Raw genomic sequence first — 22,404 nt, 5'->3', positions numbered from 1 at the left:
CTCCTTATTCAACAAAGCGGCCTTTGAGTGCAAATAAACCTTGTGGCCGTTTCTGAATGAACAGAATCACAAGAACCAACAACACAATTTTTGCCAATACTGCACCAATACCAATCTCGAGTACCGTGCCACTCACACCAAGTCCTAAGGCTGCTAGTACTGCACCCCATACTTGACCGACACCGCCCACCACGACGACCAAGAACGTATCAATGATATAGGTTTGACCCAAGTCAGGACCCACATTGCCTACTTGAGCAAGCGCGCAGCCTGCCATGCCGGCAAGTCCAGAGCCCAAACCAAAGGCCATCATATCGATACGTGCAGAAGGAATGCCAACTGCTTTTGCCATCTGGCGGTTTTGGGTGACTGCTCGTATAAACAATCCAAATCGGGTCTTATTAAGTAAGTACACCAGTAGCGCCACGATGATGACCGTAAAACCAATAATGGCGATACGGTTATAAGGTAGTACCAAACTTGATGACACTTGATATGCACCGCTGAGCCATGCCACGTTACTGACTTCAACGTTTTGCGCACCAAAAATCATACGTACTAATTGCATCAGAATCAGACTGACGCCAAAGGTTGCCAATAATGTCTCTAGCTCACGACCATATAGTGGACGAATGACAATGCGCTCGATTATCATACCGATGATGGCACTGACCAAAAAAGCAGCTGGAATAGCGGCAAGCAAATACCAGCCTGCCATATCTGGCATATAAGCTTGAAAGAAATTTTGCACCATATATGTGGTATAAGCCCCAATCATAATCAGCTCACCATGCGCCATATTAATTACGCCAAGCAAGCCAAAGGTAATGGCAAGGCCAAGAGCCGCTAGCAGTAAAATACTGGCGGTACTCATACCGGTGAAAATGTGACCGGTCCATGTGCTGATTTTGATACGGCGTGACACGCTAGATTCAGCGTCGACAAGTGCTGCTTCAAGTGCAGAATCTAAATTATCAGCGGCAAGGGCAGACTCGATATCGACTAATACTTGTGGGCTATCACTATCAGCAAGTAGCTTTACGGCTGTGATTTGAGTGGGTAGGTCACCATTTTTGAAATCTATACGAGCTTGTAATGCAGTTAGCGCTTTTTTGACTTTAGCACTGTCTTCATTTGCTGCTGCTGCCGTAATAATGGCTGGGTCTACTTGGTCAATGTTGTTGGCTAAAATATCAACTGCTTGTAGTCGCTGTGCAGGTTTGTCAGATGCTAGCTTAACCTTAGCTTGTCCAAAAATCAGCGCCGAGCGCAGCGCATTGGTCAAGGTTATTTGTGATAAGTCACTAGGCCAGTCGGCTGTCTCTTCTTTATTGGGATAGGTAAATAACTGATCGTCTTTATTCAGTAAATACGTTTGCCCACTATTGCCTTGATACAGTTCATCATTTGCAATGAATTCAACCAAGCTATCTAAACTTTCAACCGATCCAGGCCAGTCACTTAGCATGGCTTGACGCTGGCTAAAATCACCCGCCACAAATTGTTGAATGGCATCGCCTGAACTTGTAGAAGTTGCTGTTGAAATCTTTGAGGTATCTGAGGTGCTGGCTTGAGTAGAAGTAGATACGTTCGCAGTTGTGACCAGTGGTTGGTCACTATGAGCGGTATTTGTATCATGGTCATGTGGTTGACCGTCATGGTCCGCATGCGCAGAGGTAGTGAGAATTGTTATAAATAATGCAGTCAGAGCAAGTAGCCGCATAGGTATAGATATTGAAAAAATCGCAGCGTGTCTCATGAACCTGCTTGTTGGTGCTTGCTGATCATTACCATTCTTAGATGATATTTGCCCTGCAATGGGGCATAAAGTGTGACGCTGCATATGCGGCTCCCTGTGTTCCACGGTCAACAAATTCTTGGCTCTACTGCTTAGCGTACTAAGCAATAGAGGTATAGATAAGGTGTATAGATATATAACGTGTTGAAAATAAATGTGGAGAGTAGGTACTGGGTCATCGATTCATGCACCTGTCAGCACAAATTTATTCAGTGGACAGCCTATTTAGGAATGTACTCGCTCCAAGGCTGAGCTTGAATGACCTCTGGCGTTTTAAAAATCGTGTCAAACTGTCCATCCGCACGAATTTGACCAATCATCACAGGCTTCCACAAATGATGATTTGTGTCATCCATTTTTAATGTGTAACCAGAAGGCGCATCAAACGTCTGACCAGCCATGCTGATACGTACTTTATCGACATCAGTAGTGCCTGCTTTTTCAACGGCTTGTTTCCACATATTGATACCGACATAGGTGGCTTCCATTGGATCATTGGTCACGACTTTTTCAGCATTTGGTAGGTTTTGGTCTAATGCATATTGCTTATAGCGTTTGGTGAATTCGCTGTTGGTTGGATTTTTGATTGACATAAAGTAGTTCCATGCCGCCAAATGACCTTGCAGTAGACTGGTGTCAATACCGCGTAACTCTTCTTCACCTACTGAGAATGCCATGACTGGAATTTCTGACGCTTTGATACCTTGGTTGGCCAGTTCACGATAAAACGGAACGTTTGAATCGCCGTTGATAGTAGAAATTACCGCTGTCTTTTTACCCGTCGAGAACTTTTTGACGTTAGATACGATGGTTTGATAATTGCTGAAACCAAATGGTGTGTACTCTTCCATGATGTCTGCATCAGCCACGCCTTTTGACTTCAAAAATGCCTTTAAAATCTGGTTGGTGGTGCGTGGATAGACGTAATCAGTACCCAGCAATACAAAGCGCTCTGCACCGCCGCCTTCTTCACTCATTAAATACTCTACCGCTGGAATGGCTTGCTGATTTGGCGCAGCACCAGTGTAAAAAATATTTTCTGATTGCTCTTGTCCTTCGTACTGCACTGGGTAAAACATCAACCCGTTTAACTCTTCAACCACGGGTAATACTGATTTACGCGATACGGAAGTCCAACCGCCAAAGATGACATCCACTTTATCTTGAGTTAATAGCTGACGGGCTTTTTCGGCAAACAATGGCCAATCAGAGGCAGGGTCAACGACCACAGGCTCTAGCTGCTTGCCCAGTACACCGCCATTCGCATTGATTTCATCAATGGTCATTAATGCGGTATCTTTTAGAGAGGTTTCGGAGATGGCCATAGTGCCAGACAATGAATGCAAGATACCTACTTTGATGGTATCGCCATCAGCGGCAGGCTCAGTCGTTGTTTCTGTAGTCGTTTCGGCTGTAGTTTCTGTCGATGTCGCAGTTTCTGCAGGTTTTTGACAGGCAGCGAGACTCAAACTACTGATGACAGCTATCGCCAATAGTGAAACGCGTGATTTGAGTTTGCTAGGAATATTCGACTCAACAAACTGAGGGTTGGCTAAAATTGGTAACGAAAACATGGACATCTCCTAAGTAAATACAAAAAATAAAATATTGTTACTTAACAGTGATTAATAGTTCAAGTTCCGTGCCAAGTTAAAAAGGCCGTTATTTGGGAAATAACAGCACAATAATTAAAAATTGTTGCGTTTTTTCATTAATCTAGTGCATAGATTTTGGTAAGTTGCACCATAAAAGGGAATAAATAGAGAAACCGTGCACAATATAAAAATATGACGTTAGCTTTGATAGAGACATTTGTTGCTAAAAAGTGTCAAAAACGCTACGGTTATATCTTTGAAAGATACTATTTTTGATAGAAATTGTCTTGCGCGCTTATATGATGGCAAGTCTGATAGTAAAAGTGCGCTGCTGCCATAATGGATTTTACTTCTAAGGAATGATGTATGAACGCACATGTAATACAGGCGTCTGTTTCAACAGACCATGGCAGCGCATTACCGCCGCTTAATAAAATGACTAGATTTTTGGTTTTGCCGCTTATGTTTGGTGGTAGTACCGTATTGGGATTGTCTTCGGCGCAAGCGGCAACGAGCAACGTTGAACAAGTCACTATTTATCAAGGTTTGGCAAGCGTGACACGGGCGTTGCCTATCACAGGTAACGGTGAACAAACCGTTGTGTTTTCATGTTTGTCACCTCATATGGATAAAGAGAGCTTGAGTGTACAGGCGGTGGGTAACGTCAACGTCGGTGAAATCAGTATTGAAGAATTGACTGGAGAGCAAGCAGCGCAATGCCAATATCAAGGTGATGCTAAGGTGCAGACGCAGCAAAACACTTTAGCCAATATCAATGCAGAATTGGAAGCAGCACGCTTAGCAAAAGCATATTTACAGAATTTGACCAAAGCCACGCAGGTTAATACGGATAGTACAATTGCTAATAGTGCGCGTGATATAGAAACTCAAGCGACTAGTATTAACCAAAGAATTTTAAAGATTCAACAGCGTCAGGCGCGTGCTCAAGATGCACTTAATCAGCTTATGTCAGGCAGCGCGACATCAACCTTTAATAATGTGACACAGGTGAGTGTACGTACCGCCAGTCGCTCGCCAAGTAGCGTTAAGTTGCATTACCAAGTACGCGGCGCAGGTTGGGAACCTGCATATCAAGCTCACCTAAATACAAATAGTGAGCAGTTAAGTATCACAGCTTCTGCGATTATCGCCCAGCAGACGGGTGAGAATTGGACAAACGTACCTGTGACACTCAGTACCGTTAATCCCAATCAGAGTACGACAGGGCAACTGCCGTATGTGCAGCGTCTGTCATTATATGAAGAGAATCAAGATGCGAATGTTAGGCGTGAGCTATCTATGATGGATGCTGCTCCTGTAGTAGTGGCAGAAAGGGCTTACACTAAAGGAGCAGGAGCGCCTATGGCACCGCTACCTAATTTTACCGTTAGTAGCCAAAATAAAAATGGCATCATCGAGTATCGCTTACCGCAGCTGGTTAGTATTCCAAGTGATGGAAGACGTGTACGTACAGTGATTGGAGAGCAATCTGGTAGCAGTAAGCTATGGATTCGCAGCACACCAAGCGTCGAGACTGCCGTCTACTGGTATGCATCAGCGCCATTTCTAACACCAGACTGGGTAGATGGGTCATTACAGCTATACCGTGATGACAACTATGTAGGTCAATCACGTTATAGCTACCAAATGCTAAAAGAGCAAGGCATTGGCTTTGGTAGTGATCCAAACATGCTTGTGAAAGAGCTGACCAATGAAGACAAGCAAGGTGAGAAAGGTGTGCTAAACCGTACGCAAACCATAACGACCACCAACGCCTATCAATTTACCAATCAGCATAATCGCAGTGTACGTTTGCAAGTATTGGGCAGTGAGCCTATCAGCCGTGATGACAGCTTGAAGGTTACGGTCACTCATACGCCGCCTGTAACCGAACGAGATTGGAATGACAATCAAGGCATAGTAGCATGGGAGTTCGATTTGCCAAGCAAGCAGTCACAAGTCATACGCTCAACGTCTCAGGTTAGCTATCCTGCCAATAAGCTGTTAGCTGGCAATCGATAAATGCTACTCGATTAGTAAGTAAAACCTCAAACGATGCGCTTTTTTTTGCTAAAAAGCATTGGTATAACAGATTATTATAAAAGGAATGCTATGTGTATCGTCGCCATTGCTTGGCAGTTATTTGATGAGCTGCCATTGGTATTATTGTCCAATCGTGATGAGTTTCTGGAGCGTCCAACTGAGCCTTTACATCAATGGTCTGATCAGCCTATTTACGCTGGGCGTGATAAGCAAAGCGGTGGCACATGGCTAGGTATTCATCAAGAAAAACAGACGAGTTTTTTTGAGCAAAATGGCCGTTGGGCTGCGGTATTGAACTTTCGTGATGGTGTGCAGGCAGGGACAGATGAGCGTTCGCGCGGTGCGTTAGTGACTGACTTTTTGACAAGTACTATTAGCCCAATGGATTTTGCCCGAAATATTACTTTGCAAGATTATGCTGGCTTTAATCTTATTATTGGCGATATGGCACAAGCTGTCATCGTTAATAATCGCGGTCATGCGCCAACGCCATTGTATGCAGGTTTGCATGTGCTTTCTAACGGTCAGCCAGAGGACAGTTGGTTTAAGACAGAGCGTTTACGTGGCAGGCTACGGCAAGAAGTATTGCCACTGATTGCTGAGAACAGCTCGTCTGAGTACTGGCAAGAGGCAGCTTTCGATGCGTTATCTGATAGTACATCAGCGCCAGCAGATAAGCTGCCTGATACTGGCGTGGCGTTTGAGGTGGAGCAGATGCTGTCTTCTGTTTATATTGAACCAGTGGCTTTTGGCAATACAGAAAACAATGTACCCACTTATGGGACTCGTACCCAAAGTATTTTGACGTTGCGCAAAGAGGGCGCTACGGGCGCAAACTTCACGGCCAATATTACCAGTCGAGAGTTTGACCATCATTCAAAGTGACTGCATTCGATAGCTGAACAACAATAAAAAAACACCCTTGGTAATGGCTAAAAACTCTAGCAATTACCAAGGGTGTTTTTTATTACATTATAAATTGAGCGATTTATCACACTATCAAATGATTTTCTTGCTCAGGGATAATCAGTTCTTGCTTTAAGGGAAGCTCGCGTACCAGTTCTTGCAAGGCACGGCGATAAACGCCTCGTTTAAAATGAATCACTTGTCCGAGTGGATACCAGTAACTGACCCATTGCCAATGGTCAAATTCTGGCTTCCCTTCATCGAAGCGGATATGTTGAGTATTTGCCTCATCTAAGCGCAGCAAAAACCATTTTTGTTTTTGCCCAATACACAAAGGGTGTTGTCCATGTCGCACATAGCGTTTTGGCAGACGATAACGCAACCAATCTTGCGTCACTGCCAACAAGTCTACATGACGCGGATGTAGGCCGACCTCTTCCCAGAGCTCGCGATACATCGCATCCATCGGCGTCTCTCCGCGATCGATACCACCTTGCGGAAACTGCCAAGCGTTGTGACCAATACGTTTTGCCCACAGAACCTGCCCTTGTGTATTTGCCAAGATGATGCCGACATTGGCGCGAAAGCCGTCTGCATCTATCATGACTAAACCTTTTTAATTTATTTAAAATAGCTTATTTCGATCTAAAACCATGACAACAATCATAATTATTATAAGGTGATTGTTATCGATATTAGGTCAAAACAAGATTCATTACCGTTATTAAACCAAGAAACAAGCAAAATGTGTAACAGTATTTTGCTATAAAATGTTTCACGAGTTTAGCTGTTTAAAATCAAGTGGTTATAAATAGACTTTTGTAAGTTTATTTACAAGACATTACAGCGAGGGCAAGTTTCAGTAATGACGGTGGAATAAGTGTATTAGTATTCAGCCATGATTTAAAAACGATTATTATAAATAAATCATGAATTAAAGAAGCTAGGCTACTATAAATGTAACTAGAGTCATGATAGTAGCCAACGACAGTTAACGAGAATGGAGATATAAAATCTCGCTTTGGCTTATGCTACACTAGCAACGTGATATAACTACCCATACAGTATTAAGGCAACGGGTATTATTAAAAATAAAAAGCAGAGAACCTGCTAATTGAAATAAGGAACAGGCAAAATGTCAGAGTCAAAAGCAAGTGTTACGTGGCAAGAAAACAAAGCTTTTATGGGCGTGTCACCGTCAGGACATAATGTACAGATCGATGCAGATAAAGAAAAAGGCGCTAGTCCAATGGAGCTGATTCTATTGGGACTTGGTGGTTGTGCTAGCTATGATGTCGTAGAGATCTTACAAAAATCACGCCAAGCAGTGACAGATGTGCGTTGTGAATTGACTGCACAACGTGCTGAAACCGTACCAGCGGTATATACCGATATCCATATGCATTTTGTGGTGACGGGTCAAGATGTCAAAGAAAAGCAAGTCGAAAAAGCCATTCATTTATCAGCAGAAAAATACTGCTCAGCCAGTAGAATGTTGGTACAGGGCGGCGTGAACGTCACTCATGATTTTGAAGTTATAGCAGGGTAGAGGCGAATATATTAATGAATGCACTTTTGGAGTTGGTCTCTAATACCGCAGCATCTGCCATTTCGGCAATGGTGGTGGCAAGTTTATTACCATGGTTAGTATCAATCGTTGCAAAAGCGTCTGGCGGTTTTAAGCTCAGAAATAATACGCATCCACGTGATTTTTTTAAAAATGCGACAGGAATGGCGGCACGTGCTAATGCTGCACAGCAAAATAGCTATGAGACGTTGCCTATATTTTTGGCGGCTGTCCTAACGGCAATGCTGTTCTTCGTGCCACAGGCAATTATCAATGTATTGGCTTGGCTGTATGTGCTGATTCGTATTGGTTTTTGTGTGGCTTATATCACCAATTTGTCAGCTTTTCGCTCGATACTTTGGGCGTTATCGATGGCTTGTTCTTTGATGCTATTTTATTTAGCGATTCGAGTAAGTATTTAGTACAGTTTGTTAAGTCTATTAACTTCAAGATGAATGAGTTTTAAGACAGCCTAGCTTTTAGATAAAAGCAGTTATCATTAGCCTACACTGGCTTGCAGTGCGCTAATGATAACTGCTTTGTTTTTTTCTCGTTTCATATCATCCCATACTATCTTAGCTTCGCCGTAGCCTTTGGTGAGCATAGCGAGCCATTGCTTGTAGCGACCGACCAGTATGACTTCAGTTTTAGCCTGACCTTCCAAAAATTTAATCTGATGTGTGATTAAATCTTCCCATGCTAAGGCAGTCATCATTCCCGTATCATTAATATTGCTATCAACCTGCGCAATCAAATCGGGACGGGTAACCGCACCGCGACCTAACATTAAATGTTTTGTACCTGCTTGCGTCATACAGTTCTGTGCATGCTCTGCGTTCCATATCTCACCGTTGGCAATCACTGGAATATCGAGCGCATTAAAACTTTGAATCTTGTCCCAATAGGCTGGCGGCTTATAACCTTGGGTTTTGGTGCGTGCATGAATGGTCAGCCAGTCAGTACCACTGTCGTTAATCGCGCCACGAATATCATCCATTCTACTGGTATCGGTATATCCCAAACGAATCTTGGCAGACACAGGAATATTATCAGGTACTGCCTGACGTACAGCGCTAATAATCTGATACATGGTTTCAGGTTCATCCAATAATACGGAACCACCACGATGGCTGTTTACTGTCTTGGCAGGGCAGCCAAAATTAATATCAATGGCAGGTGCACCAAGCTCGGCAGCATATGCCGCGTTGTCTGCCATGAGTTGCGCTTCGCTACCTAAGAGCTGCAAATGAATCGGTGTGCCACAGGCAGTCTTGGCATCATGACGCAATTCTGGAACGTATTTGTAAAACACATGCGCGGGCAAGACATGCTGAGTCACACGAATAAACTCGCTAACCGACCAGTCATAGGGACGACCTAAATCTGCCGCAATCTGCGTGAGGATTTGCCGCATCAACGGATCGGTTAGCCCTTCCATTGGTGCAAGGAGGCGAACAGGGTCAGAAAATAATTGAGAGATCGTATTTTGACGGATTTGAAGCTGATCATTATGGTTCATTGCTTGTGGTTCACTGCTAAAAGGTTGCTATAACGAAAGATAGAATGAAGCTTGAGATTGGCAGAGATGGAGGATAATTAAGTCTTACCAAAAATAACTTTCTTACCTGTCTGCAATCCTGATATCAAGTCTTTAATATTATGGATGTCCAAATTGCTCTGGGCACGAGTGCAAGCGACATATAGTAAGCGCAACTCTTCTGGACTTATCTTGACCGCATTGGTGGTGACATCATAATAAAAGTCATCATCTAACTGTACCTTTCCCCATTCAAGCCCTTTGGCTTTGTGAGCAGTTGAGATGACATAGTCCGCATTTTCGATACTGGTCAAGCTATTGACCGCTTGACTCAATACATTGGTGCCATGGTCATCGACCAGTTTGACTAGAGTTTTGAGATCGCTGCCCTCATTGGTTTCAGAATACTCTTGTACGTCACCCCAATTATAAAAGTATGCCAGCTCGGGCACACCATAAGCAGATTTGCCATTTTTTAAATTTTCGGCAGCCTGACAGAATTTCAGCATACGATCAGTGTCTGCTTGCAGCGCCACTCTATGACCGAGTTTAAGTCCAGTCAATAATTGCGACATCGCAGCGGCATTGGTACGGCATAGGATGGCGTCTTTTTTACTATGTACCATGCCTTTGTCAGTAGAGGACTGTTTATTAGGATTGCCCTTGAGCGGCACATCTTCTTGCAATGCCTTGAGCAGTGTATTGGCAACTTCTGCAATTGGCTCGCCGAAGCGAAACGACTGCGTCAATAAGGTTTGCGGCAGCGGCAGTTTTTTCATGGCATTGACCGCACCGCGCCACTCGTAAATCTGCTGATGTGCATCGCCTACATAGATGACCTGTCTCGGCTGCTGGGTCAAAATACCCATCATCAATGGGTCGGCATCTTGCGCTTCGTCAAATAAGATAAAATCGGCTGGAATGCTTGGCTTAGACAATGCCCAAAGTTTCAGATAAATATCATGCCCAATGCCAGCAGGATGACGCGCATCAATCGACTGCAACCAGCGTTGTTCTACGGCAGGGTAGAGCATCTCACGCAATTGCTCTGCATCTGAGTCATCGAGCCAACTTGGGAAAAGTATGTGTCTGGGGGCAGGGTAGCTGGCATGCGTACTACAAAAGTGACTCACCGCATCACTGACAAATCGCGACAATCGGGCTGGCGTGAGTGTGATGTATTTATTAACCCCATCCATTTGCCGACGGACTTGTACAGGTTGCAAGCCCAAATCGTCACCCAGACGCTTAGGTGAAAAGCGCGGCAAGGAGAGTTTTGCAGTGATGTCACGCGCGACATGACGATAGGCAAGTGAGTGAAAAGTGCGACATTCCACATGTGGTGGAAACTTTGAGCGTGCATCATTGGCAATCGTTTTGTTAAAGGCTAAATATAAGCCGCGTCCGCGCAGGCGCTCACCGATTAGCTTGAGCGTCGTGGTTTTACCAGCACCCGCATAAGCCACCACTTTGAATGACTTGTGATCCATCGCCATATTAAGCGCATTCAATTGCTCATCAGTGGGATCGCTCATATAAGCTGGCATAGATGCGGACATAACAAAGTTACCTAAAAGAGTAAAACATGGTCAAAAATGATGGGGGTAAAAAAAGCCACTGCATAGACAATGGCTGATTAGTGATAATATAGTCAAAAGATGTATGGACGATTGCTTGAGGCTTAAGTAACCATATTAACAGATTAGCGCGTTGGCCTGTTTTGAATTAACTGGTAAGTTCATTCTTTGTGCGAGGCCGTCTTAGCAGCTAGAGCAGCGCTAGGCTCTTCTTTGATTAAGATTTTGGCTAAAAACAAACCAAGCTCAAACAATAACCACATCGGAATCGCTAGCATCAGCATTGATACGCCATCAGGCGGTGTGACGACTGCTGCCACGGCAAAACAACCGACAATGATATAGCGGCGCTTATCTTCTAGACTCTGAATGGAGACAATGCCAGTTAATATCAATAGCAAAGTGACGACTGGAATCTCAAAAGTTAAGCCAAATACCATAAACAGTTTGAGTGCAAAGCTTAGATAACTGTCGATATCTGTCATTGGTAGGACGTTTTGCGGGGCAAACATGATAAAGAACTTTAGAACCCCTTTGAGTACGATGAAGTAGGCAAACGCTACGCCAGAATAAAATAAGAATATCGAAGATAATAGTACTGGAATCGCGATTTTCTTCTCTTTCTTATATAGACCAGGCGCTACAAATGACCAAATTTGATACAGAATATAAGGCATGGCAAAGAATGCAGCGACAAATACAGTCAGACGTATTGGAGCCATAAAGTTGGAGGTGATGTCTGTCGCAATCATGGTCGAATTGGCTGGCAGTTGTGCAACCAACGGATCTGACAATAGGTTATATAGCTCGCGTGAAAATCCGACTAACGCCAAAAATATGACCAGTACAGCAACACATATCTTAATTAAGTGTCTACGTAGCTCAATCAAATGTTCTGTAATAGGCATATCAGCCACAGCGCTTAACGCATCTGTAGACTCATTTTTATCTATCGCATCGGTAGTTGCTTCTTTGTCTGAACTAGCGACTTTTTCTTGGCGGCTTTTTTTGCGTTTGAATAATCCCATCAATCAGACTCCTGTTTATTGTCAGAAGTCTGCATGCTTACAGGACTGTTTAATAAAACGTCGGCTTTATAATTCGGCAGGTAGGGAGGCATAGGTAAACGGCGAGCTTTGTCATACGCACCAAGACGGAACCACATATTTTCCCAAGGTTTGGTCGTGATGTTTTGAACCACTTGATGAGTGCTATCTTGGGGCGTGCTGCCGGTGAAAGAGCCGTGTAAACTGTCATCTACTTCTGATACTAATGGCTGCTTAGTATCTATTAATGTCGTATCTTGCACATAGGCATAATCGAATTCTTTGGGCGTGACTGACTGATTTTTTTGTTCACTACTATTTTGCTCACCATTATTTTCATCAGCCTTGCCATATGCACGCTTATCGACAGTATCATGCGCTGCATTGAAATGTTGATTTTGAGCGTTTTCAAACTCTTTCATATTGCCGCGCATTTCTGCTAGCTCGCGTTTCATATCCGACTCAGTCTGGCGGATTTTTGCCAGCTCTTTTTGCATTTGCTGCCGTGTTTCAGCCAAATCTAGCTCAGCCTCTATTTCAGACTGTAAAGTAGAAACCGTACGGCGAATTTTGGCATACCATTGCCCAGCCGTCCGTGCTGCCTGAGGCAGTTTTTCTGGACCCAGAACAATCAAGGCGATTATGCCAAAGAGGAGTAATTCGGAAAACCCAATATCAAACATAATGGTTGAGTGTCACTATCTAGGAACTACAGGCTGGCGAAGTGCTATAGGCATTATACGTTGTGCTTATCGTCAGTTGGGGCGGCGTTGATATCGCTATTATTGATGTTGTCAGTAGCTGAGCGATCTGTTGTACGTGTATTGCTATCGTGATCAAGGACGGCATGCTTTTTAGCATGCTCGGTATTTTCATCTTTGACCGCTTCTTTGAAGCCCTTAACCGCACCGCCCAAATCTTTGCCTGCATTTCTCAGTTTAGAGGTGCCAAATACGACGACCACAACGACCAATAGTATTAGCCAATGCGTAATAGAAAAACTGCCCATAAAGCTATCCTCATGTCTTGGTTTTCAGTCTGTATATGAATACTTTACGTTTATAGCTTTGCGTTTATCACATAGCAATATAGTACACAAAAAGTATCGACATATAATGCGACGTTAAAAGAGCTATATTATAACCTGCAGTTGTGACAAAAGGGTGAAATCGCAAAATAATCAAACAGAGTAGCTAATTATTTTACGATTTGACAAGCTGCCTTCATTAGATTGACTTTACAACATCACAAGTTATCGCGAAGCCTTTTCATCGATGCCCGACAATCCAAAGCGACGACCTAGCTCATTTAACACAGCGTCCGACTCTATGTCGAACCATGCCAGTCCCACCAACGTATGAAACCAGACATCGGCAACTTCATAAATGAGCTCATGACGTGCCTCATCATATTGCGCTTTGTCTATACTTTCATCGCAACTGGCGAAATCTTTGGCAGCGATGATACTTTCTGTGCTTTCTTCACCGACTTTTTCTAATATTTTATTCAACCCTTTAGCGTATAAGCTAGCCACATAAGAGCTATCAGCATCTGCTTGCTTACGCTCGGCCAATACATTATCAAGTTGCTGCAAAATAGAGGCGCTTTCTATTTGACTCTCAGTATTTGCGACTGTACCAACTGCATCAGCTTCATGGTTTTGATGAGGAGAACTCGCTGCATCTGAATGATAGATATCAGCAGGATCTTTTAGCACCTTATCGACAGTTTGCCACTCTGGCGTTTGCCCAGATAGGTCCAAGCGCTGATAAAAACAAGACTCTCGGCCAGTGTGGCAAGCAATGCCGCCAGCTTGGGTGACATCAAGTACAATCACATCTGCATCACAGTCCAAGCGAATATCGTGGACAGTTTGAGTATGACCTGAGGTTTCGCCTTTGTGCCACAGCTTGCTGCGTGAGCGCGAAAAATAAACTGCTGTCTGAGTTTGCGCAGTCAACTGTAAGGCTTCAGCATTCATCCATGCCATCATCAAAATACGCCCAGATTTATGGTCTTGAGCAATTGCAGGAATCAAACCATCATCATTAAATTTTATGGCAGCCAGCCAAGCAGGTAAAGTCATAATATATCTATCATCTTATAAGTATGAAGTAAGGAATGGTCATTGCAACATGGCCACTCACTCTTTTGATATTGCGAGTGAGAAAGCTGGTTAAGCAAAGACAGTATTTTAAGAAAAACAATATTAAAGATTAACTAAGTGTGGGTACAGCGCTTCTTTTAAAGTGTTGTTTAGCGCCGTCACTTTATGTAGCCGAAAGTCGTAACTGAGAAAGTGTAGCCGTGCTTTAGCCACTGTTTCACCTGTGTGCATACGCGTAACTTTTATCACTATATTGCCGCCGTCATCATCATACAACGGCTCAACGCCTATCTCAAACAGGAGCTGGTCACGCAGAGGTACATGACCATCAATGTTTAACTGTAACTCATCGATAATCAAGCCCTGATAGTCAGCATTGATCTCTTTAATACCTTTGGAGTATAAGAATCTTGCTCGTGCTTCAGTCACCAACGCCGTCAATGATTCGAGTGTCAGATGCTGGCCTATATCAACCTCAGTATGACGTACACGCATAACTGTTTCAAAAACAAATAAATCGTTATCAAAATCCAACTCTTTTCTTGACACATTATTTCCTAGGTTGACGGCAGGTGATGAGTTCTGCTGAACTTGATATAGGTTGCTAACATCGTAACGATGACGACCGCATGATATACGGCTAATAAGTGTGATAAGTAGCCTTGTATTATTAGCTCCTAAACTATACCAGTATTCACTCTCTACTTAAGCACAGCTTAAGCTGACATTCAATCTATTTGCGGATGATTTTCCAGTTTTATTGGTGTTTTTATCAGAAAGGCTAGCAGTCGGTTCATACTCGTTATCTACGATGATGGTTTACTGGGGCAAGATTAAAACTTTCCTTGGCAAAACAGCGCGCTATCTGCTAAAATACCGCCTCCCACCTCGAGGCAAATAGAGGTTTAGTGGTTGTTTTTAAAGCCACTATTCGTTATTTACTATTTGACGACCAGGTTCTATCAAAGACAAAGAGGCAAATCATCATGAAAGTTAAGATGAAAACCAGAAGCGGTGCAGCTAAACGCTTCAAAAGAACAGCAAACGGCTTCAAACGTAAGCAAGCAAACAAAAGCCATATCTTGACCAAGAAATCAGCTAAGCGTATTCGCCAGTTGCGCGGTCTTAAGATGGTGGACAAGTCTGACGAAGCAGCAGTTCGTCGTATGTGCCCATACATCTAATAGCCTATCGTCATATGCATTTAATCAAGCGCTATTTAATTAATAGCCACTTAATTAAAAATATTTGACCTTGCAATCTGATAACGATGTCTACTATTCGATGACATCGTGATTCGTTTAATAATGATTAAAAATATCTTGGAGTAATTTATGGCCCGTGTAAAACGTGGTGTACAGGCGAATCGTCGTCACAAAAAAATCCTAAAACGCGCAAAAGGCTACTACGGTGCCCGTTCACGTGTTTACCGTGTAGCGGTACAAGCAGTGACCAAAGCTGGTCAATATGCTTATCGTGACCGTCGCAACAAAAAACGTACCTTCCGTCGTCTTTGGATTGCACGTATTAATGCTGGTGCACGTTTAAACGGTTTGAGCTATAGCCGCTTTATCAATGGCATGAAAAAAGCTAACATCGCAATCGATCGTCGCGTACTTGCTGACATCGCTATGCATGATGCAGCGACTTTCACTGCATTGGTTGAAAAAGCAAAAGCGGAACTAGCATAAATATTAGCCTATCTAAATGAATAGAACTAATATTGATTAATAGTACGATATTAATAAAAGCTACCGCTGGTCGGTGGCTTTTTTTATATTAAAATATTTTAGAGCTGACTTTATTTGCACTATTCGAATTCAGAAAAAATTCGTTTGATGTGCAATTAAATTTTTTGTTGTCTAAATATTCAAGCCATTCATATTATTAGCCTTTATTTTAAAATGAATGGGTAAATGGTTTGCAATATTTGGTCAAACCCCTACAATTACCAATCACTATTATTAATAGTCCGTTTAAATCAGGAATAATGCGTCTTATGACTACCCCTGCTGCTATCAACGATTTGTCGGCGCTACCGACCTTATCCTCAGAGCTCAGTGAGCTGAATGAAGCTCAACTGACAGAGTTTGCGAGTGCTGCTGAAGCATTGGTTTTACAGATTACTGATGCGCGTGAATTGCAAGATTTGCGTGTGCAATTGACAGGTAAAAAGAGCCCATTAACTGGCTGGTCAAAGCAAATGGGTAAACTCAGTGCTGATGACAAAAAAACCTACGGTGGCTGGTTACATCAAGTCCGTAGCCGTATTCAGCAAGCATTGACTGATCAGCAACAACAGTTAGAAGTGGCCGCATTAAATGCCAAGCTTGAAGCAGAAAGTATCGATATTACGTTACCTGCTCGTGGTGGTCAAAAAGGTCATTTACATCCAGTAACGATGATTACTCAGCGCATGCAGCAGTATTTTATTCAAGCAGGCTTCAATGTCGCGACTGGCCCTGAAGTCGAGAGCGATTACTATAACTTTGAAGCACTAAACATTCCGTCGCATCATCCAGCACGCGCGATGCACGATACATTCTATTTTGATGCGCATTACCTACTGCGTACGCATACCAGTCCTGTGCAGATTCGCACGATGGAAAAGAACGAACCGCCTATTCGTATTATTTGCCCAGGTCGCGTCTATCGCAATGACTCCGATCAAACCCATTCGCCGATGTTTCATCAGTTAGAAGGGCTTATGGTTACTGAGTCGAGCACCTTTGCTGAGCTAAAAGGCTTGATTAGTGAGTTTTTAGAAGCATTCTTTGCCAAAGAACTGACTGTGCGTTTCCGCCCATCATTTTTTCCGTTTACTGAGCCTTCTGCCGAAGTAGATATCTTAGATGACAATGGCAAATGGCTTGAGGTCATGGGCTGCGGTATGGTACATCCACAAGTACTGACCAACTGCGGCATTGATGCTGAAAAGTATACTGGCTTTGCATTTGGCATGGGTATTGAGCGCTTTGCGATGCTGTATTACGGTATTGACGATTTACGTCTGTTTTTCCAAAATGACGTGCGCTTCTTAAAGCAATTTGGCTAGATTTTTCCTTATGCCTATATAGTCAGTTCAAGATAATTTAGATACAAGGAAGGTGAGTGAAAGTGCTACAAATTGTAGACTGAGCGAGCCTGACGCTGTATCTAGTTTATATAGGATTGACTATAGCAAGTGAATTCGCCAAGCGTTACTCCAACACTTTATTATAAAATTCTGATCCGAGATATTTATGAAAATTAGCGAACAGTGGCTACGTCAATGGGTGAACCCCACGAATACCAGCGAACAGTTGGCCGAACAGTTAACCATGGCAGGGCTAGAGATTGATGATCGCTATGCGGTTGCTCGTGCCTTTAGTGGTGTGGTCGTCGGTGAAGTCGTCAGCGTTGAGCAGCATCCAGATGCGGATAAACTGCGAGTCACGCAGGTAAATATCGGTGAAGCTGAGCTGCTACAAATTGTATGCGGTGCTCCTAATGTCACCGTCGGTATGAAAGCACCTGTTGCCACCGTTGGGGCAGTGCTACCAAGCGATGACAAGAAGGGCTTTAAAATCAAAAACGGTAATCTACGCGGCGTGGCCTCTAACGGTATGCTTTGTGGTGCTTCCGAAATTGATTTAACGGATAGCATAGACGGTTTGCTTGAATTACCTGCAGATGCGCTGATCGGTACAGATATCCGTGAATATCTAGGCTTAGATAATCAGATATTGGATATCTCTATCACACCAAACCGTGGTGATTGCTTTAGTGTACGTGGTATTGCACGTGAAATATCAGTCATCAACGACTTACCAATGCAAATGCCAACCATCGCTGAAAACATCACTATTACCGAAAATGGTGCAACGCCAGCCGTAACGGTAAATGCCGTTGAAGCCTGTCCACGCTACTTATTACAATCGATTAGCAATATTGATCGTAGTATCGAAACACCAAAGTGGATGCAGGATGCGCTCGTTCAATCAGGATTACGTTCACACAACTTCTTGGTTGATGTGACCAACTATGTATTGATGGAGTTGGGTCAGCCGCTACATGCTTTTGATGCAGATACCATCGTTGGTGATATCGTTGTGCGCTTGGCGCAGCCTGCTGAGACCATTACTTTACTCAATGAGCAAACGGTTACTCTAACGGGTGATGAGCTCGTGATTGCTGACGATAAAGGGGCACTGGCACTTGCTGGTATCATGGGTGGTCAGCGTAGTAGCATTACTGATAGCACAACCAATATTATTGTAGAAAGTGCTTTCTTTGGTCAGCTTGCTATCGCTGCTCGCGCACGCCGCTTTGGTTTACATACTGATGCGTCGCAACGTTTTGAACGTGGGGTAGATTTTGAGTTACCAGAGCTAGCATTGGCACGTGCTTGTGATTTGATTATTAGCGTCACTGGTGGTCAAGCGGGTCCTATCGTAAAAGCTGAGAGTAGTGAGCATTTACCAGCACGTGCGCCAATTACTTTGCCCATCACTAAAGTTCGTGATGTCATTGGGATCGATATTGAGCCAACAGAGATGGTGCGTATCTTAACTCAGTTAGGGTTTGAAGTTGAGCAACAAGCAGATGCGTTGGTCTGTAAGCCGCCATCTTATCGTTTTGACATGAGTATCCGCGAGGATCTTATCGAAGAGATTGCCCGTATTTATGGTTATGACAATATTCCAAGCGTTTTGCCACATCTGCAAGTAAGCATGGATTATGACGATACCGCTGACTTGACTCATGAGATGAAGTTGGCATTGGTCGATACTGGCTATATGGAAGCGATTAGCTTTAGTTTTAGCGATGCAAAACTAGAAGCATTGCTCGATGACGAAGCACTGGGAGAGGTACTGGCACTAGCCAATCCTATCTCTAGTGATTTAGCCGTTATGCGCCGCACCTTACTGTCAAGTTTATTACCATGTGTGCAATATAACTTGAACCGTCAGCAACCACGCGTACGTTTCTTTGAAACGGGTCTTAGCTTTGTCGGGCAGAGCATTAGCGAATTAGTACAGACACCAAGTATTGCGTTGGTCGCAGTCGGTAATGTGTGGGATGAGCAAGCCTATCAGAATCGTGCTTTAGACTTTTATGACCTCAAACATGATATCGAGCAGTTATTACCTGCGCAAATAGAGGGTGCTCGTATCCGTTATGAGCGTAGTGGACTAAACTTTTTGCATCCTGGTCAAAGCGCTAAACTATATATCGATGATCAGTACGTTGGTTGGCTTGGCCAATTGCACCCTAACACCGCAAAACAGTTAGACCTACCAGCCACTTGGGTTGCGCAGCTATCACTTGCACCATTGCTGACTGTCGCTCGTGAGCAGCATGCTATCAGCACGCCTAGTAAGTTCCCACAAGTACGCCGCGATATTGCCATTCTAGTCGATAGTGATATTAGTTTGCAGACACTAGAAACTACGATTCGTGCTGCCGCAGGCGAGCTATTGACAGATCTGTGGTTATTTGATGTTTATCAAGGCGATAAAGTACCGACAGGTCAGCGCTCATTGGCATTTGCACTCGTATGGCAAGACAGTACGCAAACCTTATCTGATGACGTGGTAAAAACGACTACTGATCAGGTTGTGCAAGCGCTAACAACACAGCATTCTGCGCAGTTACGCGATAGCTAATATTTAATATAGACAATAAACAATGCTCTGTAGCTTTTCTATTCATAAGGCTACGGAGCATTGCTACTAATAGAAAGCCCTAAAATACGTTAAGTGGTTATTAATAAAGGACTTTTCTGCGTTTTTTATTAAAAAAACATCCAAAAACCTTTATAATAGCTAACATTAACCCTCATACCGCTAAACCATGATATTCGACATCACGACATAGCATAGGAGTTGTACTGTGAGCACCCTAACCAAATCTGACATGATTGAGCATTTAATGAGTCACCTAAGCCTAACACGCCAAGAAGGCCGCTGTTTGGTAGAGAACTTTTTTGATGAGTTGTCAGAGAGTTTGATTGATGGCAAAGAGGTCAAGCTTTCAGGCTTTGGCAATTTCGAACTTAAAGATAAAAACAGCCGACCAGGTCGTAACCCGAAGACAGGGGAGCCCGTTGCGGTATCAGCCCGACGTGTGGTTACCTTTAAAACAGGACAGAAGTTTCGCCAGCAGGTTGATGAGCGTCTATTTGACGCCTAATCTAGATGTTTGTATTGATGATGACGGCTTAAGTTTTGATATTTAGGTCGTCGATTGTTACTCACTATATAGTCTAGGTGTGCAAGCTAAGCATGTTGATATGCTTAAACCATATATGAGTAGCAATATTGATGAATATTACGATATTAGTTTGTTATATATCATAAATAACAGGCATAAAAAAAGAGAGCTAATGCTCTCTTTTTTTACTACAGTATATTCATCGTATAAACGATAAAATTACTGAGCTGGTTCTTCAACAACAACTTCGTCAGCAGCGTCAACAGCTGGAGTTTCGCTAGCTACATCCATGCTAGTAGTTGCTTCGCCGTCTACAGGAACTTCAGCGTCCATTTCGTCAGTAGCAGTTGCAGCTTGAGCATCAGCGATGTCAGCTTCAGCGCCAGCAACAGCAGCGTCAGCATCAGCAGTTACTTCGCCTTCAGCAGCAGCTTCGTCTAGTTCTGCAGAAGCGTCTTGCACTTCTTCTGATGCGTCAGATAAATCTTCAGCAGCGTTTTCTTTGCTGCTGTCACAGGCAGTTAGGCCCATAGTTGCAGTCATGATACCAGCTAGAGCAAGTAATTTAAGTTTCATAGTGTTTTCTCCGGAAAAATGAAATGATCAATAGCAGCAACATGGGTTGAAATCCGAGATTTCTCAGTATTCAACGACTTCCAGTTACAGCTACTCAGCTTGCACGCATTCTATATGTTTTCTACCTAAATGGAAATAGTCCGTACAATTAAGTAACAATAAAATTGTAAGTTTAATTTTACTTCGTATATTGATTATAATTTTTAACACCCTGTTGGATATCAAAAAAAATGCAATCAATGACATCAGATTGTTTTTAAAGAAGTTTTTTGGATATTAACTTCTAAATTTACTTGCAATAATTTACTGCTTTCACGACGATTAATCAGTAAATAAATGTAACGTTTGATGTAATGTGAGTAAATTAAAGAGGTGTTATCTATCGAAAGGCCTATACAGCCTATTATTTTTAATATAATAGGCTAAAGCACCAAGATAAAAAACAGTATTGGCTGTAATATTATACGAATAACTATCAATACGAGCAGCAGTACCTATCGTATGTTTGAGGAATAAAATTATGAAATGGCAAGGTCGACGTGGTAGTTCAAACGTACGCACCAGTAGTGGTGGCGGAAAGATGGTTGGCGGTGGTATCGGCGGTATTATCATTGCTGGTATCTTATGGCTAGTATTTGGGGTAAACCCAATGACGGCTTTGCAGACAGGTCAAGCCGTTACTGGCGGTGGAAGTAGTGATACCTCTACTGAGGTTGCAACCGATACAGATCGAGATACACAGTTTGTAAAAGTAGTATTGGCTGATACAGAAGAAGTCTGGCATCAAATATTTAATGAAGCAGGTAGTACCTATCAAGAGCCATCATTGATTCTGTTTAATGGTCAAGTGAGCTCAGCTTGCGGTAGCGCTAGCGCGGCGACAGGTCCGTTTTATTGCCCAGCAGATCAAACTGTTTATTTAGATAAATCATTTTTTGTAGAAATGAGTCAAAATCTTGGTATCACAGGTGATAAGCAGGGCTCTAGTGATGAAGGCAACGAAGGCAAGGCGGGTGATTTTGCTCAAGCTTATGTCATCGCGCATGAGGTTGGTCACCATGTGCAGACGTTGCTAGGTATTAGTCAGCAAGTCAACGAAGCCAGACGTCAAGTCACGCGTGCAGAAGCCAATAGGCTGTCAGTACTACAAGAGTTACAGGCAGATTGCTTCGCAGGTGTTTGGGCGCAGCGTAATCAAGAGCGCGTACAGTTCTTAGAAGCGGGTGATATCGATGAAGCTATCAATGCAGCCAGTCAAATCGGTGACGACCGTTTAGCTAAAGCTAGTGGTGGCGCGGTTGTACCTGACAACTTTACTCATGGGACCAGTCAGCAGCGTGTGCAATGGTTCACTCGTGGTCTAGAGAGTGGTAGCGTACAGTCTTGTGATACGTTTAGTGGAGCGCTATAAGTGTACTAGATATCATGCTAAGCGTATTTATTTTCGATACGCCTTA

At 43.2% G+C, this 22,404-nt stretch carries 21 protein-coding genes; 10 read left to right on the top strand and 11 right to left on the bottom strand.

All coding sequences use genetic code 11. The features are described 5' to 3' along the window. Positions 1–4 precede the first annotated feature (4 nt). Positions 5–1,759, bottom strand: coding sequence for an urea ABC transporter permease subunit UrtB (gene urtB / locus I6E61_RS11320; RefSeq protein WP_227685870.1), 1,755 nt, complete (start codon positions 1,757–1,759; stop codon positions 5–7). Between the two features lie 260 nt (positions 1,760–2,019). Continuing rightward, positions 2,020–3,324 carry an urea ABC transporter substrate-binding protein gene (urtA, locus tag I6E61_RS11315; RefSeq protein ID WP_197134962.1) on the bottom strand — a complete coding sequence of 435 codons (1,305 nt, stop codon included), beginning with the start codon at positions 3,322–3,324 and terminating at the stop codon, positions 2,020–2,022. Between the two features lie 435 nt (positions 3,325–3,759). On the opposite strand from urtA, the gene I6E61_RS11310 reads away from it, so the two are divergent. Both I6E61_RS11310 and I6E61_RS11305 read left to right on the top strand, forming a co-directional pair. Then, positions 3,760–5,415, top strand: coding sequence for a DUF4139 domain-containing protein (locus I6E61_RS11310; protein ID WP_197134840.1), 1,656 nt, complete (start codon positions 3,760–3,762; stop codon positions 5,413–5,415). Positions 5,416–5,505: 90 nt separating this feature from the next. Beyond that, positions 5,506–6,321: an NRDE family protein gene (locus tag I6E61_RS11305; RefSeq protein ID WP_197134837.1), complete on the top strand. Its 816-nt coding sequence runs from the start codon at positions 5,506–5,508 to the stop codon at positions 6,319–6,321. 106 nt (positions 6,322–6,427) lie between these two features. Here the strand turns inward: I6E61_RS11305 and I6E61_RS11300 are convergent, their stop codons facing one another. Further along, positions 6,428–6,946, bottom strand: coding sequence for an RNA pyrophosphohydrolase (locus tag I6E61_RS11300; protein WP_110923585.1), 519 nt, complete (start codon positions 6,944–6,946; stop codon positions 6,428–6,430). Between the two features lie 531 nt (positions 6,947–7,477). Between I6E61_RS11300 and I6E61_RS11295 the strand changes: the two genes are divergently transcribed. Both I6E61_RS11295 and I6E61_RS11290 read left to right on the top strand, forming a co-directional pair. Next, the gene (locus tag I6E61_RS11295) at positions 7,478–7,891 is read left to right on the top strand and encodes an OsmC family protein (RefSeq protein ID WP_110923584.1); all 414 of its coding nucleotides are present in this window, start codon (positions 7,478–7,480) and stop codon (positions 7,889–7,891) included. A gap of 14 nt (positions 7,892–7,905) precedes the next feature. Beyond that, positions 7,906–8,331, top strand: a complete 426-nt coding sequence (locus tag I6E61_RS11290; protein ID WP_197134834.1) for an MAPEG family protein — start codon at positions 7,906–7,908, stop codon at positions 8,329–8,331. Between the two features lie 77 nt (positions 8,332–8,408). Here I6E61_RS11290 and I6E61_RS11285 read toward each other — a convergent pair whose 3' ends face one another. The 7 genes from I6E61_RS11285 to I6E61_RS11255 form a co-directional block, all read right to left on the bottom strand. Further along, the gene (locus I6E61_RS11285) at positions 8,409–9,428 is read right to left on the bottom strand and encodes a tRNA-dihydrouridine synthase (protein WP_197134831.1); all 1,020 of its coding nucleotides are present in this window, start codon (positions 9,426–9,428) and stop codon (positions 8,409–8,411) included. 77 nt (positions 9,429–9,505) lie between these two features. Beyond that, positions 9,506–11,005: a UvrD-helicase domain-containing protein gene (locus tag I6E61_RS11280; protein ID WP_197134828.1), complete on the bottom strand. Its 1,500-nt coding sequence runs from the start codon at positions 11,003–11,005 to the stop codon at positions 9,506–9,508. 179 nt (positions 11,006–11,184) lie between these two features. Further along, a complete protein-coding gene (gene tatC, locus I6E61_RS11275; RefSeq protein WP_197134825.1) occupies positions 11,185–12,051 on the bottom strand; it encodes a twin-arginine translocase subunit TatC in 867 nt (288 codons plus the stop codon). Continuing rightward, the gene (gene tatB, locus I6E61_RS11270; RefSeq protein ID WP_197134822.1) at positions 12,051–12,752 is read right to left on the bottom strand and encodes a Sec-independent protein translocase protein TatB; all 702 of its coding nucleotides are present in this window, start codon (positions 12,750–12,752) and stop codon (positions 12,051–12,053) included. The genes tatC and tatB overlap by 1 nt, the downstream gene beginning before the upstream one ends. A gap of 53 nt (positions 12,753–12,805) precedes the next feature. Continuing rightward, the gene (tatA, locus tag I6E61_RS11265) at positions 12,806–13,078 is read right to left on the bottom strand and encodes a Sec-independent protein translocase subunit TatA (RefSeq protein ID WP_197134819.1); all 273 of its coding nucleotides are present in this window, start codon (positions 13,076–13,078) and stop codon (positions 12,806–12,808) included. A gap of 243 nt (positions 13,079–13,321) precedes the next feature. Next, positions 13,322–14,155, bottom strand: coding sequence for a bifunctional phosphoribosyl-AMP cyclohydrolase/phosphoribosyl-ATP diphosphatase HisIE (gene hisIE / locus I6E61_RS11260; protein WP_197134816.1), 834 nt, complete (start codon positions 14,153–14,155; stop codon positions 13,322–13,324). 123 nt (positions 14,156–14,278) lie between these two features. Continuing rightward, on the bottom strand, positions 14,279–14,725 hold the full coding sequence (locus tag I6E61_RS11255) for a thioesterase (RefSeq protein ID WP_197134813.1): 447 nt from the start codon (positions 14,723–14,725) through the stop codon (positions 14,279–14,281). Positions 14,726–15,162: 437 nt separating this feature from the next. Here I6E61_RS11255 and rpmI point away from each other — a divergent pair, with 437 nt between their 5' ends. The 5 genes from rpmI (at position 15,163) to I6E61_RS11230 (ending at position 20,350) form a co-directional block, all read left to right on the top strand. Next, entirely contained in the window at positions 15,163–15,360 is a 198-nt protein-coding gene (gene rpmI, locus I6E61_RS11250) for a 50S ribosomal protein L35 (protein ID WP_197134810.1), read from the top strand. A gap of 150 nt (positions 15,361–15,510) precedes the next feature. After that, positions 15,511–15,867, top strand: coding sequence for a 50S ribosomal protein L20 (rplT, locus tag I6E61_RS11245; protein WP_011281252.1), 357 nt, complete (start codon positions 15,511–15,513; stop codon positions 15,865–15,867). A gap of 308 nt (positions 15,868–16,175) precedes the next feature. Then, complete coding sequence (pheS, locus tag I6E61_RS11240) at positions 16,176–17,231, top strand: phenylalanine--tRNA ligase subunit alpha (protein WP_110923575.1); 1,056 nt, start codon at positions 16,176–16,178, stop codon at positions 17,229–17,231. Positions 17,232–17,418: 187 nt separating this feature from the next. Then, a complete protein-coding gene (pheT, locus tag I6E61_RS11235) occupies positions 17,419–19,824 on the top strand; it encodes a phenylalanine--tRNA ligase subunit beta (protein ID WP_197134807.1) in 2,406 nt (801 codons plus the stop codon). Positions 19,825–20,050: 226 nt separating this feature from the next. After that, entirely contained in the window at positions 20,051–20,350 is a 300-nt protein-coding gene (locus I6E61_RS11230) for an integration host factor subunit alpha (RefSeq protein ID WP_197134804.1), read from the top strand. Between the two features lie 240 nt (positions 20,351–20,590). Here I6E61_RS11230 and I6E61_RS11225 read toward each other — a convergent pair whose 3' ends face one another. After that, positions 20,591–20,947, bottom strand: coding sequence for a hypothetical protein (locus I6E61_RS11225; RefSeq protein ID WP_110923572.1), 357 nt, complete (start codon positions 20,945–20,947; stop codon positions 20,591–20,593). Positions 20,948–21,467: 520 nt separating this feature from the next. Between I6E61_RS11225 and I6E61_RS11220 the strand changes: the two genes are divergently transcribed. Beyond that, the gene (locus tag I6E61_RS11220; protein ID WP_197134801.1) at positions 21,468–22,358 is read left to right on the top strand and encodes a neutral zinc metallopeptidase; all 891 of its coding nucleotides are present in this window, start codon (positions 21,468–21,470) and stop codon (positions 22,356–22,358) included. Positions 22,359–22,404: the final 46 nt, after the last annotated feature.

This window comes from Psychrobacter sp. NZS113 (assembly GCF_015864825.1).
GTDB lineage: Bacteria > Pseudomonadota > Gammaproteobacteria > Pseudomonadales > Moraxellaceae > Psychrobacter.
The sequence above is the reverse complement of the archived record's forward strand: the minus strand, read 5'-3'. Positions and strand labels throughout refer to the sequence as shown.